This window comes from Marinobacter sp. F3R11 (assembly GCF_003318275.1).
Lineage (GTDB): Bacteria > Pseudomonadota > Gammaproteobacteria > Pseudomonadales > Oleiphilaceae > Marinobacter.
On sequence record NZ_QOCH01000015.1, the window covers coordinates 682,129 to 697,081 of the forward strand.

At 56.4% G+C, this 14,953-nt stretch carries 16 protein-coding genes; 10 read left to right on the forward strand and 6 right to left on the reverse strand.

The window, feature by feature from the left end; genetic code table 11:
* Positions 1-117 precede the first annotated feature (117 nt).
* Genes DS878_RS11590 through hpxZ form a run of 8 tightly spaced genes read left to right on the forward strand, consistent with a single transcriptional unit; the run spans position 118 to position 8,427 of the window.
* Positions 118-1,686, forward strand: a complete 1,569-nt coding sequence (locus DS878_RS11590; RefSeq protein WP_113816106.1) for an ABC transporter ATP-binding protein — start codon at positions 118-120, stop codon at positions 1,684-1,686.
* Positions 1,683-2,741, forward strand: a complete 1,059-nt coding sequence (locus DS878_RS11595) for an ABC transporter permease (RefSeq protein ID WP_113816107.1) — start codon at positions 1,683-1,685, stop codon at positions 2,739-2,741. The genes DS878_RS11590 and DS878_RS11595 overlap by 4 nt, the downstream gene beginning before the upstream one ends.
* 37 nt (positions 2,742-2,778) lie before the next feature.
* Entirely contained in the window at positions 2,779-3,711 is a 933-nt protein-coding gene (locus tag DS878_RS11600; protein ID WP_113816108.1) for an ABC transporter permease, read from the forward strand.
* A 31-nt stretch (positions 3,712-3,742) separates the two neighbouring features.
* On the forward strand, positions 3,743-4,804 hold the full coding sequence (locus DS878_RS11605; protein WP_113816109.1) for a BMP family ABC transporter substrate-binding protein: 1,062 nt from the start codon (positions 3,743-3,745) through the stop codon (positions 4,802-4,804).
* A complete protein-coding gene (locus DS878_RS11610; protein ID WP_222837461.1) occupies positions 4,801-5,505 on the forward strand; it encodes an isochorismatase family cysteine hydrolase in 705 nt (234 codons plus the stop codon). Before DS878_RS11605 ends, DS878_RS11610 begins: the two co-directional genes overlap by 4 nt.
* Positions 5,506-5,526: 21 nt before the next feature.
* Positions 5,527-6,213: a cysteine hydrolase family protein gene (locus DS878_RS11615; protein WP_113816110.1), complete on the forward strand. Its 687-nt coding sequence runs from the start codon at positions 5,527-5,529 to the stop codon at positions 6,211-6,213.
* A complete protein-coding gene (gene atzF, locus DS878_RS11620) occupies positions 6,210-8,039 on the forward strand; it encodes an allophanate hydrolase (protein WP_113816111.1) in 1,830 nt (609 codons plus the stop codon). Before DS878_RS11615 ends, atzF begins: the two co-directional genes overlap by 4 nt.
* Positions 8,032-8,427, forward strand: coding sequence for an oxalurate catabolism protein HpxZ (gene hpxZ / locus DS878_RS11625; protein WP_113816112.1), 396 nt, complete (start codon positions 8,032-8,034; stop codon positions 8,425-8,427). Before atzF ends, hpxZ begins: the two co-directional genes overlap by 8 nt.
* Positions 8,428-8,487: 60 nt before the next feature.
* On the opposite strand, the gene rutF is transcribed toward hpxZ, so the two are convergent.
* From rutF to rutA, 6 genes are read right to left on the reverse strand one after another with little or no spacing between them, the layout of a single operon-like run.
* Positions 8,488-9,015 carry an NADH-dependent FMN reductase RutF gene (rutF, locus tag DS878_RS11630; protein WP_222837462.1) on the reverse strand — a complete coding sequence of 176 codons (528 nt, stop codon included), beginning with the start codon at positions 9,013-9,015 and terminating at the stop codon, positions 8,488-8,490.
* A gap of 12 nt (positions 9,016-9,027) precedes the next feature.
* A complete protein-coding gene (locus DS878_RS11635; protein WP_113816113.1) occupies positions 9,028-9,618 on the reverse strand; it encodes a malonic semialdehyde reductase in 591 nt (196 codons plus the stop codon).
* Entirely contained in the window at positions 9,615-10,448 is an 834-nt protein-coding gene (gene rutD, locus DS878_RS11640; RefSeq protein WP_113816679.1) for a pyrimidine utilization protein D, read from the reverse strand. Before rutD ends, DS878_RS11635 begins: the two co-directional genes overlap by 4 nt.
* Positions 10,448-10,834 carry a pyrimidine utilization protein C gene (gene rutC, locus DS878_RS11645; protein ID WP_113816114.1) on the reverse strand — a complete coding sequence of 129 codons (387 nt, stop codon included), beginning with the start codon at positions 10,832-10,834 and terminating at the stop codon, positions 10,448-10,450. The genes rutD and rutC overlap by 1 nt, the downstream gene beginning before the upstream one ends.
* Before the next feature lie 16 nt (positions 10,835-10,850).
* Positions 10,851-11,624, reverse strand: a complete 774-nt coding sequence (gene rutB / locus DS878_RS11650) for a pyrimidine utilization protein B (RefSeq protein ID WP_113816115.1) — start codon at positions 11,622-11,624, stop codon at positions 10,851-10,853.
* Positions 11,621-12,712, reverse strand: a complete 1,092-nt coding sequence (gene rutA / locus DS878_RS11655) for a pyrimidine utilization protein A (protein WP_113816680.1) — start codon at positions 12,710-12,712, stop codon at positions 11,621-11,623. Before rutA ends, rutB begins: the two co-directional genes overlap by 4 nt.
* Before the next feature lie 308 nt (positions 12,713-13,020).
* On the opposite strand from rutA, the gene rutR reads away from it, so the two are divergent.
* Both rutR and DS878_RS11665 read left to right on the forward strand, forming a co-directional pair.
* Positions 13,021-13,710, forward strand: coding sequence for an HTH-type transcriptional regulator RutR (gene rutR, locus DS878_RS11660; RefSeq protein ID WP_410003480.1), 690 nt, complete (start codon positions 13,021-13,023; stop codon positions 13,708-13,710).
* A gap of 231 nt (positions 13,711-13,941) precedes the next feature.
* A complete protein-coding gene (locus tag DS878_RS11665) occupies positions 13,942-14,952 on the forward strand; it encodes an isopenicillin N synthase family dioxygenase (protein WP_113816116.1) in 1,011 nt (336 codons plus the stop codon).
* The last annotated feature ends 1 nt before the right edge of the window (position 14,953 follow it).

Below are 14,953 nucleotides of genomic sequence, written 5' to 3' on the forward strand. Positions count from 1 at the left end.
ACACATGGTTATTGAGCACAACTGAACCAAAACACCTCAACCATACGCCCCGCCAGCATATGGCATGATCCATGCAATCTTGTATACAACAGAAGCAAATGAGCAAGAGTCGTTGTCATGGATATCCAGCTTTATAACATCACCAAACATTTCGGCGACGTTACGGCAAATGACGGAGTCTCTCTCGACGTCCGAGCCGGAGAGGTAGTCGCACTGCTCGGTGAGAACGGTGCCGGCAAAAGCACGCTCATGAAGATGCTGTTCGGCCTGTATCCTCCTGATGACGGCGCCATTCTGATTGACGGTCGGGAGACCACCATTGAATCCCCCCAGAAAGCGATGTCCCTGGGCATTGGCATGGTGTTCCAGCAGTTCAATCTGGTTCCCGCCCTGTCCGTGCTGGACAACCTGCTGCTGGCCTATCCGAAACCGCCCTTCTGGACCTTCCGCAGACTTTTTCATACATCTCCTCGCAAGGCCGTACTCACCTATCTGCATGAGCTTGCACCCGGGCTGGCACCGGACACTCTTGTGCGAGACCTTTCCGTGGGACAACGGCAACTACTCGAGTTGGTCAAGGTGCTGAACCTGGACGCAAAGGTCCTGATTCTGGATGAGCCCACATCGGTACTGCCGCCCCAGGAAGCAGAACGCCTGTGGGGACTGATCCGTAAACTGGCGGAGGCTGGCCGCAGCGTGGTGCTTATCACCCACAAGATGCAGGATGTGATGGCCTGTGCGCACCGGGTCGTCGTGATGCGGGCCGGCCGGATGGTTCAGACGCTAACCCATGAACAGTGCACCGAATCCTCTCTCGTCAGCCTGATGATGGGCGACAGCAACCAGCGTTCCGCCATTGAAGTCACTCCCCGTGAAGCCTTCGCCAACCGGCCGCCCCGGATTTCGATCCGGGACCTCGATGCCCGTCATGGAGCCCAGTCAGTGGAGGATATTCGGCTGGATATTGCGCCCGGCGAAATTCTCGGCGTTGCGGGTGTTTCCGGCAACGGCCAGCACCTGCTGGCAGACGCACTGGTGGGCCTGACCCCGCTGGCCAGGGGGGAAGTCATCATCGATGGCCGTGTCCTACAGTCCGCCAGCCGCACACCGAGCACTTCAGACCGGGTTTCCTATATTCCGGAACAGCCGGCCGTTAATGCGGTCGCGGCGGACCTGTCACTGACAACCAATGTAGCCCTTTCCCATTTTCGGAGTCTGAGATTTTTCCCCGCCTGGACGCCGGAAGAACAACTGACCCGAAAAATTATCCAACGCTATCAGGTGCGGCCCGATAACCCGGCCCTGGCAGCAGGCCAACTGTCCGGGGGCAATCTCCAGAAACTGGTGGTAGGCCGGGAACTGGAGGGAGACAAAGATCTGGTCGTCGCCGCCTACCCCACCATGGGGCTGGATGCCGGCGCCGCCCATGACATCTACCAGGCCTTATTTGCAAAGGCACAAGAAGGCGCTGCGATCTTGTGGATTTCAGAGGACCTGGACGATCTCATGTCTTACGCCCATCGCATTGCTGTGCTGCAGGGAGGACGGGTTTCCGGAATTTTCGACCCACGGGAATGCGACCGGCTCGACATCGGCCGGGCCATGACAGGCGAACATCGGCCTGCCAGTACCCAACAGCCACCCGAGCAGAAACCTGCTGACTCACACGCGAGGGCCGTATCATGACAAGCGCCACCCAACCCGTTGTAAAACTTGGCCTGCAACTGCTAAGAGGCCCGGCCGGTGCCGTTCTGGTCATGACAGCCATTTTCGTGGTGGCAACCCTGGCGTTCTTTGCCATCAACGGCCGTGAAGCAGTATCCCTGTTCCAGGAAATGGTCATGGGCGCCTTCGGCGACAGCTATTCCTTCAGCGAGACCCTGGTTAAAACCGCTCCCATTCTGCTGACTGCCCTGGCCGTTGCCCTGCCTGCCCGGCTTGGACTTATCAGTGTTGGTGGCGAAGGGCAGCTCTATCTGGGCGCCCTGTTTGGCACCGGAGCTGTGCTGGCCGCAGTAGATCAACCCGGCTGGATATTGATGCCGCTGATGCTGGCCGGCTCCATGGCAGGCGGTGCGTTATGGGGCGTTATCCCCGGGCTGCTCAAGACCCGCCTCGGGGTGAACGAAACCATTTCCACCCTGTTATTGAACTACGTGGGCATCCTTCTGGTGAGCTTTGTGGTTCATGGCCCTTGGAAAAACCCCAACTCTCTCGGATGGCCTGCCACTATTGAGTTCCCGGCCGGGGCGATTCTGCCCCAGTTCTTTGACACCCGGGTCCACATGGGGCTGGTGTTCGGCATCGTAGCCGCCATCGTCTTGCACATACTGGTAACCCGGAGCCGTTGGGGTCTTGGCCTTCAGGTCAGCCGCAGCAACCCACGGGTCGGGGCGACCGCCGGTATTTCCTACGAACGCAATGTTCTCATTGTTATGGCGGTGGGTGGTCTGCTGGCCGGCCTCGCCGGTATCGCCGAAGCTTCTGTGATCCAGAATCGCCTGCAGGATGGCCTGGCCAGCGGCTATGGCATGACTGGCTTTCTGGTGGCGTGGCTCGCGGGCCAGCATTTCCTGCGAATTATTCCGCTATCGGTGTTGATGGGTGGTCTGCTGGCCTCCGCCGACTCTCTGCAACTGTATGCTCAGCTCCCCAAGGCCAGTGCTGACATTCTCCAGGCCCTGCTGTTCATCATCGTACTCGCCGTGGCAAGTCTGTGGGCCCGGCGCAGCAACATCTGAACGGCCCGTGGCCCGATAGCAATCCAAAGGACCCTGTATGGAATATTTTACGACTGAACTCCTTACCCTTCTGTTTGCTGCCCTGCGCAGTGCCACACCGGTACTCGCCGTGGTACTGGGCGAGGCCATGACCCAGCGCAGCGGTGTGATCAACCTCGGCGTGGAAGGTCAGATGCTGCTGGGCGCAATGACCGGCTTCGCGGTAGCATCCGTGACTGGCGACCCCTGGCTCGGCGTCATCGCGGCCTGCTGTGCAGGCATCGCACTATCGATGGTTCACGCCATACTTGTACTCGGGTGCGGAGCTAACCAGATCGCCAGCGGCGTTGCAGTGCTGATTCTTGGCGGTGGCCTCAGTGCTTACTATGGCACGCCTTTTGTGGGCGACAAGATCGATGCTCTGGGCAACCTGAACCATACGTTCGTCAGCGACATCCCACTGCTCGGTGAGTTTCTGGGCCCGATCACACCCACCGTTCTGATCACCCTGCTCGCTATCCCGGCTATATCCATTTTCCTCTTCAGGACCCGTACCGGCCTGCGCTGGCGTTCCACTGGCGAATCCCAGGACATCACCCGCAACCTCGGGCATAACCCAACGTACTACCAGCTGGCCGCCATTGCCTTTGGTGGTCTGATGTCAGGTTTTGCCGGTGCTGCCCTGGCGGTGGACTACACCGCCAACTGGGTCGAAGGCATGACCGCAGGGCGGGGGCTGGTCGCCGTCGGTCTGGTCATTGTTGCCCGCTGGAACCCATGGTACGCCTTACCAGCGGCCCTACTGTTTGGAGCCTCCGAGGCCCTCAATCTGAAGTTGCAGTCATGGGGTGTGGACATTTCACCCTACCTGCTGGCAACCCTTCCTTACATGATCCCTCTGAGCGTGCTGATGCTCAGCTATCGTGGCCTGCGGGCAAGCGGTGGCGGCATGCCAGCCGGTCTCAGGGTGGTTTTTCAAAGTGCCCGATAACCAACCAGACAACATCAAACGGAGAATCACCATGAAAAAAGTAATCCGCACGCTACTCGCTTCTTCTATTCTGGCAATCAGTGTCCAGGCCGCCGCCGAAACCAAGGTTGGCTTTATTTACGTTGGTCCGAAGTCTGACTACGGCTACAACTATGCTCAGGATCAGGGCCGGCTCTATATGGAAGAGCACATGGACGACGTGGAAACCGTGTACTTCGAGAACATCCCGGAGAACGCAGATGTCCAGCGCGTCATGGAACGCATGGTCCGCTCAGGAGTGGAAGTGGTCTTTCCTACCAGCTACGGCTATCTTGACCATGCACTGAAGGTGGCCGAGAAGTATCCCGACGTCCACTTTGCCCACTCCGGTGGTCTCAAGACCTCCGATAACCTGATGACCTACTTTGCCGAGATCGACCAGGCAATGTACCTGGCCGGTGTCGCCGCTGGCCTGACCACAGAGACCAACCAGCTTGGCTTTATCGCCGCGCACCCGATCCCGCAAGTACTTCGTAACATCAATGCCTTCACCCGAGGCGCCCAGAGCGTGAACCCTGAAGTCACCACGTCCGTAATCTGGACTTCGAGCTGGTCGGACCCCACCAAAGAAGCTGAAGCGGCGGAAGCCCTGATCAGCGGCGGTGCCGATGTACTGACCGGTCACGTGGACTCTCCCATCAACTACGTCCAGGTCGCAGAGCGCCGGGGCGTCTACTCCGTGGGCTACCACGCCGATGCGAGCCAGTTCGCACCTAAAGGCTGGTTGGTCGGAGCAATCTGGAACTGGGGCCCGATGATGGTAGACATCGTCAATTCCGCCAAAGACGGCAGCTGGAAATCCGAGCATCTGAGGGGTGACCTGCTAACCGAAGCCGCCATGCTCAGCGATTTCGGCGCCGCCGTAAGTGAAGATGATAAACAGACTGTACTGGATCGCCAGAAAGCGATTATGGACGAGGAGTTCCAGGTCTGGGCCGGCCCGGTAATTGGCCAGGATGGGACAGTGATCGTTGAGGAAGGCGATACCATGACCCTTGAAGAAACCGAGAAGATGGACTTCCTGGTGCAAGGCGTCCAGGGGCGGCTCAAGTGAACGAAGCGGCAACCTTCACGGTAGAAGATGCAAGGCCCTATGCGTGGCCTTGCATCGCGCCGGTGGCGCCTCGGCAACTGGCGCTGATCGTTATCGACATGCAAAAGGATTTCTGCGCCCCGGGAGGCTATATCGACTCCCAGGGGGTCGACCTGACCCCCGCAAGAGCTACTATCGAACCCATACAGCGCGTTCTGGCAGCGTTTCGCAGGCTGCCGGAGGCGCTGGTTATCCACACCCGTGAAGGCCATCGACCGGAACTGGTCGACCTGCCCGCCAACAAGCAGTGGCGCAGCGAACAGGTCTGTCCCGGTATCGGCAATGCCGGCCCTCTGGGCAGGATTCTGGTGCGCGGTGAACCCGGATGGGAAATCATTCCGGAACTGGCGCCAGCCCCTGGCGAAATCGTGATCGACAAACCCGGAAAAGGCGCTTTCTACGCCACCGACCTGGATCACATTCTGCGACTGCGAGGCATAACTCACCTCATCGTCGTTGGCCTGACCACCGATGTGTGCGTACACACCACCATCCGTGATGCCAACGACCGGGGTCTGGAGACACTGATACTCAGGGACTGTACCGCCGCTACCGAAACCCGGCACCGGGATGCCACTTTCACCATGACAGAAATGCAGGGCGGGCTTTTCGGTGCTACGGCTACCTCAAGCCAACTCCTTGAAGCCCTTTCAACCCTTTGACTAATTATGGAGCAATCAGCCATGACCACCACACTGAATTCCCGCCCCTATGTCTGGCCGTGGGACAACAACCTGGGCAAGACCAACACCGCTCTGGTTATTATCGATATGCAGACAGACTTCTGCGGCAAGGGTGGCTATGTCGACACCATGGGCTATGACCTCTCCCTTACCCGGGCTCCTATCGAACCCATCAGCCGGCTCCTTGCCCGCTTTCGGGCTCTGCGCATGCCGGTGATCCATACCAGGGAAGGCCACCGGCCAGACCTCAGCGACCTGCCGGCCAACAAGCGCTGGCGTTCCCGGCAGATTGGCGCAGGCATTGGAGACCCGGGCCCATGCGGGCGCATTCTGGTTCGGGGTGAACCCGGTTGGGAAATTATTCCGGAACTGGCGCCCCGTGCAGGCGAACCCATCATCGACAAGCCTGGCAAAGGTTCTTTCTATGCCACTGATCTTGAGTTGATTCTCAGAACCCGGGGCATCCAGAACCTGGTACTGACCGGCATCACCACCGATGTCTGCGTTCACACCACCATGCGTGATGCCAACGACCGGGGCTTCGAGTGTGTGCTGGTAGAAGACTGCTGCGGCGCTACTGATCAGGCGAACCATGATCACGCTATCAAAATGATCCAGATGCAGGGCGGCGTATTTGGCGCTGTTACCGATTCCAATAGTTTGCTCCAACGGCTGGAGGCACTATGAACCAACGAATTACACCACCTGTGAGGCTCGACATTGATCACCTCCAGCACCTTTACAGCTCCGGAGATATAACGCCCAGGGCACTGCTGGCAAAACTCGACGATTATCAGGAAGCTTTCCGCGACCGCAATATCTGGATTCACTACCTGACACCGGACGAGCGGGAACCCTTTCTGCAATTCCTTGATGGCAAGGCACCGGAATCTTTACCACTGTACGGCGTACCTTTTGCGATCAAGGACAATATCCACCTGAAGGGAATTCCGACTACAGTTGCGAACCGGCATGTAAACATTCTTCCGGAGGACAGCGCGTTCGTGGTCAGACAGCTATTGGCCGCAGGGGCCATCCCCGTGGGCAAAACCAATCTGGATCAGTTCGCTACCGGGCTGAACGGCACCCGCTCTGACTTCGGCCCTTGCGGCAATGCCTTTGATGGAGACTGGATCTCCGGCGGGTCGTCAGCGGGCTCCTCAGTGGCGGTGGCACTGGGCATGGTGAGCTTTGCCCTGGGTACCGATACCGCAGGCTCTGGCCGGGTGCCGGCAGCCCTTAATCATATAGCCGGCCTCAAACCTACTCTGGGCAGGCTGAGCGTTGAAGGCGTTGTTCCCGCCTGCCAGACCCTTGATTGCGTATCAATCTTTGCCCGCACCATGGTTCAGGCCAATCAGGTTCTGACTCTGGCGGACACGTATAACCCGGACGACCCCTGGCAAAAAAAACGTCAACCTCCCAGCCGGCTGATCAGCGATTCCTTTACCTTCGGTATACCCGCTGCGGATCAGCTCGGGCTGGTAGAATACCCCGAAGCTCAGGGGCTTTTTGAAGCCACAATCGCACATCTGGAGGCTCTCGGCGGACGCGCCAAAGAAATAGACTTCCGCCCATTCGAAGAAGCCGCGTACCTTCTCTATGAAGGCCCTTGGGTCAATGAGCGCCAACTGGCCATTAACGACCTGATTGATAACCCGGAAATGATCAACCCGGTGGTACGTGATGTGGTGGCCAACGGTGACAAACACTCCGCCAGCGACGCATTTCGCGCCCAGTACCGGCTGGCAGCACTGAAACAGGAGGCCGACCGCATTCTCGCGTCAGTAGACCTTATTGTCACACCCACCTGCCCCGGGCCTTACACCATCGCGGACATGATCGCCGATCCCATAGCACTCAACGCCCGTCTCGGAGCATTTACCAACTTCATGAACCTGCTGGACTACGCTGCGGTGTCAGTTCCCTCAGGATTTCTGGCTAACAACATGCCGTGGGGTGTCACCCTGTTTGGTCCAGCCTGGAGCGATACTGTGCTAAGCAGTCTGGCCAACGGACTGCATCAAAGGGTGACGGATACTGTTGGAGCTACCACGGACCCGCTGCCAAAGGAGAGCCTGCCCGGAATCCCGAACACACTGGATGTTGCGGTCTGTGGCGCCCATCTGCAAGGGTACCCCCTGAACAGCCAGCTGACCGAACGAGGTGCCGTTCTCGTCCGACAAACCCGCACAGCTCCTCACTACCGCTTCTATGCACTGGCAGGAGGCCCACCATATCGACCCGGGCTGATCCGGTCTGAGGGCACAGGCGGCTCCATTGAGGTAGAAGTATGGCGGATGCCGGAAGACAGGTTTGGCACATTTGTAGCCGGCATCCCTCACCCTTTGGGCATTGGCCAGCTGGAACTTGAAGACGGCACCTGGTGCACCGGCTTTATCTGCGAACCCTGCGGCATCGAGGGCGCGACAGATATCAGTGAGACCGAAGGCTGGCGCCAGTATATGTCCAGACTTTCTACCCCACCATCAAAGGAGACTTCGAATGACTGACCCGATCGTTAACGCCCCCGACACAGTAGCCAGCGTCAAGTATGCTTTTGAGACTTATGAGAAGGCTCTGATCGACAACAAGCTGGACATCCTTGACGGCTATTTCTGGAATTCTCAATTCACAGTCCGTTTTGGCGTTGCCGAAAACCTCTACGGAGCTGTCGCCATCGCGGCCTATCGACGCAAATGTCAGCCAGTAGGACCGGGGAGGACTCTCCACAACACGGTAATAACCACCTTCGGTGACAGCTTCGCTACCGTGAGCACTCAGTTTCAAGATGGAGAGACGGATCAGGTTGGGCGCCAGATGCAGACCTGGGTCCGTTTTGCGGAAGGCTGGAAGGTGGTGGCCGCCCACGTCAGTGTGATGAAGACACCTTCAGCATAACCATTTACTCAGGCGACCACTGACGCAGCCTGGCCCCGACCTGGCTGCGTTCGTTACCTGTCACCGGGATTTCAACTGGTGATAAGCACGATCAAAATAGACCAGACTGCCCACTTCGCCCTGCTTGCGAACACTGGCAACTTCACAGAACAGGATGTCGTGAGTTCCCACACTTACCCGTTTACTGATCATGCAGTCGAAACTGACCAGAGCTCCTTCCAGCACGGGCGCGCCTGTCACTGCCGTGGTCCAGTCCGCAGCCGCAAACCGCTGATCCATATCGGACTTTCCACCAAATATACCGGACAAGTCAGACTGGCCATCTGCAAGCGTATTGACACAAAGGCTCTGGCAGTCGCTGAAAGTATCGTATACAGATGCGTTCCGGTTCAGGCAAACCAGTAGCGTCGGGGGCTCATCGCAGACACTGCATACCGCCGTTGCGGTAAAACCTGCACGACCGCCTGGCCCGTCCGTGGTTACAATATTCACGGCTGCAGCCAGTGTCGACATAGCGTCCCGGAATGTCTGCTTGTCCACCCGGGGGGGCATGGCCATAACCTCACAAATTTGCTGCTGTGGTTTCATGGTTTTCTCCTTTCAGGACAGGCGACAGGCATCATCAAATTCAAGCCGCATCAATCTGTCATAGAGTTTTTCCGGGTCGCCGTAGCCCAGGTTGATCAGAAGGTTAACTTTCCAGCTGGTTCCGGCGAAAAAGGCCTCGTTCACTTTCGCAGGATCGAAACCAGACATGGGGCCGGTATCCAGGCCCAGGGAGCGTGCGGCCAGAATCAGATAGGCCGCCTGCATGGAACTGTTCCGGAAGGCCGTTTCATAGGCCATTTCCGGGCTACCGGTAAACCAGCTGCGGGCATCACCGTGGGGAAACAACTCTGGCAGACGTTCATAGAATTCTTCGTCATAAGCCACAATGACCGTTACCGGGGCCGTCATCGTTTTTTCGCGATTACCACTGGACAGGCACGGTTCCAGCTTCTTCTTGCCCTCACTACTACGCACAAACTCAAACCGGGCCGGGCTGCAGTTTGCCGACGTAGGCCCCATTTTCACCAACTCATAGAGCTGGCGCAGAGTATCATCGGTTATCGGACGGCTCTGCCAGCCATTGTGAGTGCGGGCTCCGGTAAATAGCTGGTCGAGAGCTTTGCTTTCAAGTTCCTGGCTCATGAAGCCTCCTGAGTGGTTATTACTGTCGTGGGCAGACGATGCTTACGAAGATGGTTGAGCATCAGCGCATCAAAGCGCTCAGGTTCCGTGACATTGACCGCATGCCCGCCCGTCGGCAAAAGCTGAACACTGGAGCAGGGCAACCCGGCGGCCAGTTTCTGGGAACAGTTCCAGGGCACAAGGGCGTCATCCCGGGTGGCCAGAACAAGGGTGCCTGCCTGCACCTCCGCCAGCTCCTCAGGAGCCATTTTCCAGGCTTGCAGGGCCCGCATACGGTTTAACAGATTCTCCGGCGGCGGAAAGCCTGCAAGCTGGTGAGCAGTTTCCTGATCAAGCCAGTCGCTGTTCTCCGCAATCCAGACCGGTGGATAAAGAAATAAGGGCTGGGCCTCCAGGTACGCCTCTGGCCCCTCACTTATCAGAAGTTTGCGGCGGACAGAGAAACAACGGCTGGAGTAGGCATTAGGCTCTGCCCAGGCATTGATCAGCAACAAGCTCCCTACCCGTTCCGGTGAACGCCGCGCCAGCTCCAGACCTATGAGCCCGCCGAGTGCGTGCCCTATAAAATGCACCGGGCCGGCTGTGGTTTCCGCGAGCAGTACGTCAAGCTCTGCCGCCATATCCGCAACGGTATAGCCTTCCGGTACCTCACCAGGACTGCGACCGGTGCCAAACTGGTCATAAACCAGAACCCGGTAGCGCTCGGCAAGTGCCGGAATCTGAGAGGCCCAGTATTTACCTGAGCCGCCCAGACCAGCACTCAACACGACGGTTTCGCCCTCTTCCGGGCCGAAAGTTTCCCAGTAGAGTGCACCCGCTGCGCCGTTCATCATTTGCCTACGTGTGCAATACTGGCGATCTCCACCAGGGCATCCGGCTTTACGAGCTCGCATTTAATGCAATAGCGGGCAGGCTTCTCACCCGGAAAATACTCGGCATAGACCTTGTTGACTGCGGCGTAGTTATCCCAGTCTGTCACCATAATCATGTTGAAAGTAACGTCATCCATGGTGCCGTTAGCGGCTTCGACAACACCCTTGATAGTCTCCAGTACGTGTCGGGTCTGGGCTTCGGCATCGCCCACATGAACCACGTTATTATCTTTGTCGAACGGCAGGGTCCCGGATACATAGAGGACGTCGTCGGCCATGGAGCCAGGTACATAGGGCGCCAGTGGTTTGCCGGTGCCTTTTGGGATAATGGATGTTTTAGACATAATAAATCTCCGTTGTTTATGCAGGACTGGTTTGAGACTGAGTGGTTGTAGCTGTCTCGCTTGATGATGAGCCAAACGCGTTGCAGAAATCGTCGGTGCTGGATACCCATCCAAAGAAGACTTCAATGTTGTACAGTGCCGCCTGTTGAATGAATTCGGGGCCGGCCTGGTGAGTAGCGTCGGCCAGTACCACACCGAAATATTCCAGGAAGAAACCATCGCGCAGGGTGGATTCAACGCAAACGTTGGTAGCAATACCCGTAAACACCAGGTTACGGATGCCACGGCTGCGCAGGATGCTGTCAAAAGCGGTGTTGAAAAAACCACTGTAACGGGGCTTGGGTATAACAATATCGCCCGCCTGCGGCTGCAGTTCGTCCACCAGATCGTAGTCCCATGTGCCCTTGGCGAGCATGCTGCCATTAAGCTCCGGCTCCTTACGCATTGCCTTCAGAGCGTTGGACTTGTACCAGTTCGGAGATCCGGGTCCTCCCGCCTCAACGTACTGCGGATCCCAGCCATTCTGGAAGAAGATTACGGGCATACCTGCAGCTCTTGCTGTGCATATAGCCCGTTTGATTTGCTGGATAACCGGGCCGGTGGCAGACACATCAAAGCCGGCTTTATCCAGATAGCCGCCAATGGTGGAATAGGCATTCTGCATATCAACCACAACAAGCGCCGTTTCACTTGCACGCATGTGCAGTGGTTCCGGCCTGGCCGGAAGCTCAAGCACTGCTTCGCCTCCGGTACAAAGAGCATAACCTGACTTTTCGGTAGCGATATTCATACGGCCTGCTCCACCTGACCTGTCACATGTGCACGGCTCGTCATCAGTGGCTGGATGTATTTACCAAAATTTTCGATGCCCTGAACAAAGTCATCAAAAGTGAGCATGACGCCACTGACACCCTCCAGGGTGGACACTTCATCCAGCATCCGGGCGACGTTTTCATAGGAACCAACCAGGGTGCCCATGTTGATATTTACGGCGGAAGTAGGGTCTACCATCTGACGAATGTTGGTGTCCGATTTCGACTTCTTGTCTGCCGCACCCTGCTCACCCAGCCAGGCTATAGCTTCCTCATCAACACCTTCCTTATAGAACTCCCAGCGCGCACGCGCAGCCTCATCGGTTTTATCCGCAATGATCATGAAGAGGGCAACGGAGCTGACATCACGACCGGATGTTTCGACAGCCTTTACCAGACGCTCTACCGTCGGTGCAAAGGCAGTCGGGGTATTCACGCCCTTGCCAAAACAGAAGTTGTAGTCGGCATACTTGGCGGTAAACGCCATACCAGCTTCGCTCTGGCCAGCGCAGATAACCTTCATGTCCGCCTTGGGAAGAGGGCTTACCCTGCAATCGTCCATCTGGAAGTGCTCACCCTTGAAATCACTGCGCCCCGTGGCCCAGAGATCCCTCAATATCTGCGCATACTCGCCCAGATACTCGTAACGGGAGCCAAAGAACTCATCCCCTGGCCACAGGCCCATCTGGGAGTATTCCGGCTTCTGCCATCCGGTTACCAGGTTGACCCCGAAACGACCATCCGAAATGGAATCAATGGTGGAGGCCATACGGGCAACGATTGCAGGCGGCATGGTGAGCGTGGCTGCAGTGGCGAACAGTTTGATTTTGCTGGTAACCGCTGCAAGGCCGGCCATCAGAGTAAAAGACTCCAGGTTATGCTCCCAGAACTCCGTTTCGCCCCCGAAACCGCGCAACTTGATCATCGACAGTGCAAAGTCAAAACCATAGCTTTCAGCTTTCTGAGTAATCTCTTTATTCAGCTCAAAAGTCGGCATGTACTGTGGCGCGTTCTTTGAGATCAGCCAGCCATTGTTTCCAATAGGAATGAAGACTCCAATATTCATCTGTTCGCTCATTTGTTCCACCTCGCGGTTCCAGTGTTAGTGGTGCATGAGGGAGCACCCTGCTTTCACTAGCTTAAGCATAATGCCGGCCACAACAGATATTACCTTTCTTATTCAAGTGGTTATAAAAATACTAATGAAATTTTCAGACCGTTTGGTCTGCTTTAGAGCACTTGGTTTGTGCGGTGCGTTCGTTTTTGGGGCAAGATCAACGAAATGGCCAAAAGGATCTATTCATGTCAGATTCCGGTGCTAGAATGAGCCCCAGATTTAAACAGTGGACAGCGGAGAGTCATGTGAGTGTCAGCATTAAAGGCAAGGAACCGGCAAGACAGCCTTCACGCAAACGGCAGCGGGTTCCGTCTGCAGCATCACTGAACAGAAGACTACGCAACAGTGAAAGAAAGCGTGCAGTCATACTTGAAGCTGCACTGGCAACTTTTTCCAAGTACGGGCTGCATGGTGCAAGTATCGAACAGATCGCTCTCCAGGCGGATGTATCCAAAACCAACCTTTTCTATTATTTCAATAATAAAGAAGAGCTTTACGTCAGCGTATTGCGGAGCCTTCTGGATCTTTGGTTAAAGCCACTCAGGTCGTTCACGGAAGATCAGGACCCGGTAGAGGCCATACGTGACTACCTCAGGGTCAAGCTGGAGTTCTCTCGCGACCACCCGGAGGAATCCCGCCTTTTCTGCATGGAAGTCATGCAGGGGGCCCCTCTGATACTGACAGAATTGCAACAACCTCTTCACGATCTTGTGGAGAACAAAATTGCCGTTATTCAGGCATGGATCGACCAGGGAAAACTTACCGCCATAGAGCCTTACCACCTGATCTTCTCACTCTGGGCAACGACTCAGCACTATGCAGACTTTCGCGTTCAGGTTGAAGCTGTCGCCGGGAAAACCCTGGACGACCCCGACTTCTTTCAGGAAACCCTGAGCAGCCTCGAGACCATCATTCTGAACGGTGTAACCCCTCGGCCAATCGGCTGAATACCCACTCTGAAATCATCCGCCCTCATTTTGTGCCTAATTTAGAACCATGCACTCTAAATCAGACCATTTGATCCGCAAAAACTCCGCGAAAAAATATAACCTTCTGTTTTTTAAATAACTTAACAAGATGGCACGCATTCTGCTAGCTCCTTCAGCATGCGAGATCCCTTTACCTGGACAAAGCCAGGCCCTTCTCGCGACAACCGTACTGAAAGGAGGGTGTGACCCATGCAGTTGCAACACGTACCAACCATTGACCTTGCCCCGTACTTCGAGGGCACCCCGGAAGGCAAAGAACAGGTAGCAAAAGAGGTCGACAGGGCCTGCAAAGACATTGGTTTCCTGGTAATCACCAATCATGGCATCCCCAAAGAACTGGTAGATCGCGTTTACTCTCTGAGTCAGAAATTTTTCAATCTGCCCATGGCTGAAAAACGTAAAGTGGATCGCCCCAGCCCGGATATGGTGCGCGGTTATAGTGCAGTCGCAGAAGAAAGCCTGTCCTACTCCATGGAAGAGGCCGCACCAGGGGATCTGAAGGAATCATTCTCTATCGGGCCTACCGATGTGCCCGATGATGACTACCATCGCGGCCCCGCAGCCGGCCCCCACTTCGCACCGAATGTCTGGCCCGAAACCATCGAAGGCTTTAAAGAAGCCTACTCTGAATATTTCGACGCCATGAGCAGCCTTGCGCGCTCTCTGATGCGTATCTTTGCTCTTTCCCTGAAGCTGGACGAGCACTTTTTCGATGACAAGATCGACAAAGAAATCAGCATGTTGCGAACCCTCAGCTACCCAAACATGGGCACCAACATTGAAGAAGGGCAAATGCGTGCGGGCGCCCACACCGACTACGGCAGCCTGACCATTGTCAAACCCGATGATTCGCCAGGCGGTCTTCAGGTATGTAACCAGAACGGGGAGTGGGTAAGCGTGCCTTATGTTGAGGACAGCTTCGCGGTCAATATCGGGGATCTCATGATGCGCTGGACCAACGATCAGTGGATTTCTACCCTGCACCGTGTCGTCAACCCACCTCTGGACGCAAACGCCACTCACCCACGCCAGTCCATTGTCTTTTTCCATCAGCCCAACTATGACGCCATGATCGAGTGCCTGCCCAGCTGCCTGGGCGAAAATGGCGAGGCAACCTATCCGCCTGTCAGCTCCGGCGATCACCTGAAATCCAAATTCGTTAAACAGACCACTTTTGGCGGCACCCAGGAGGTAGCCTGAA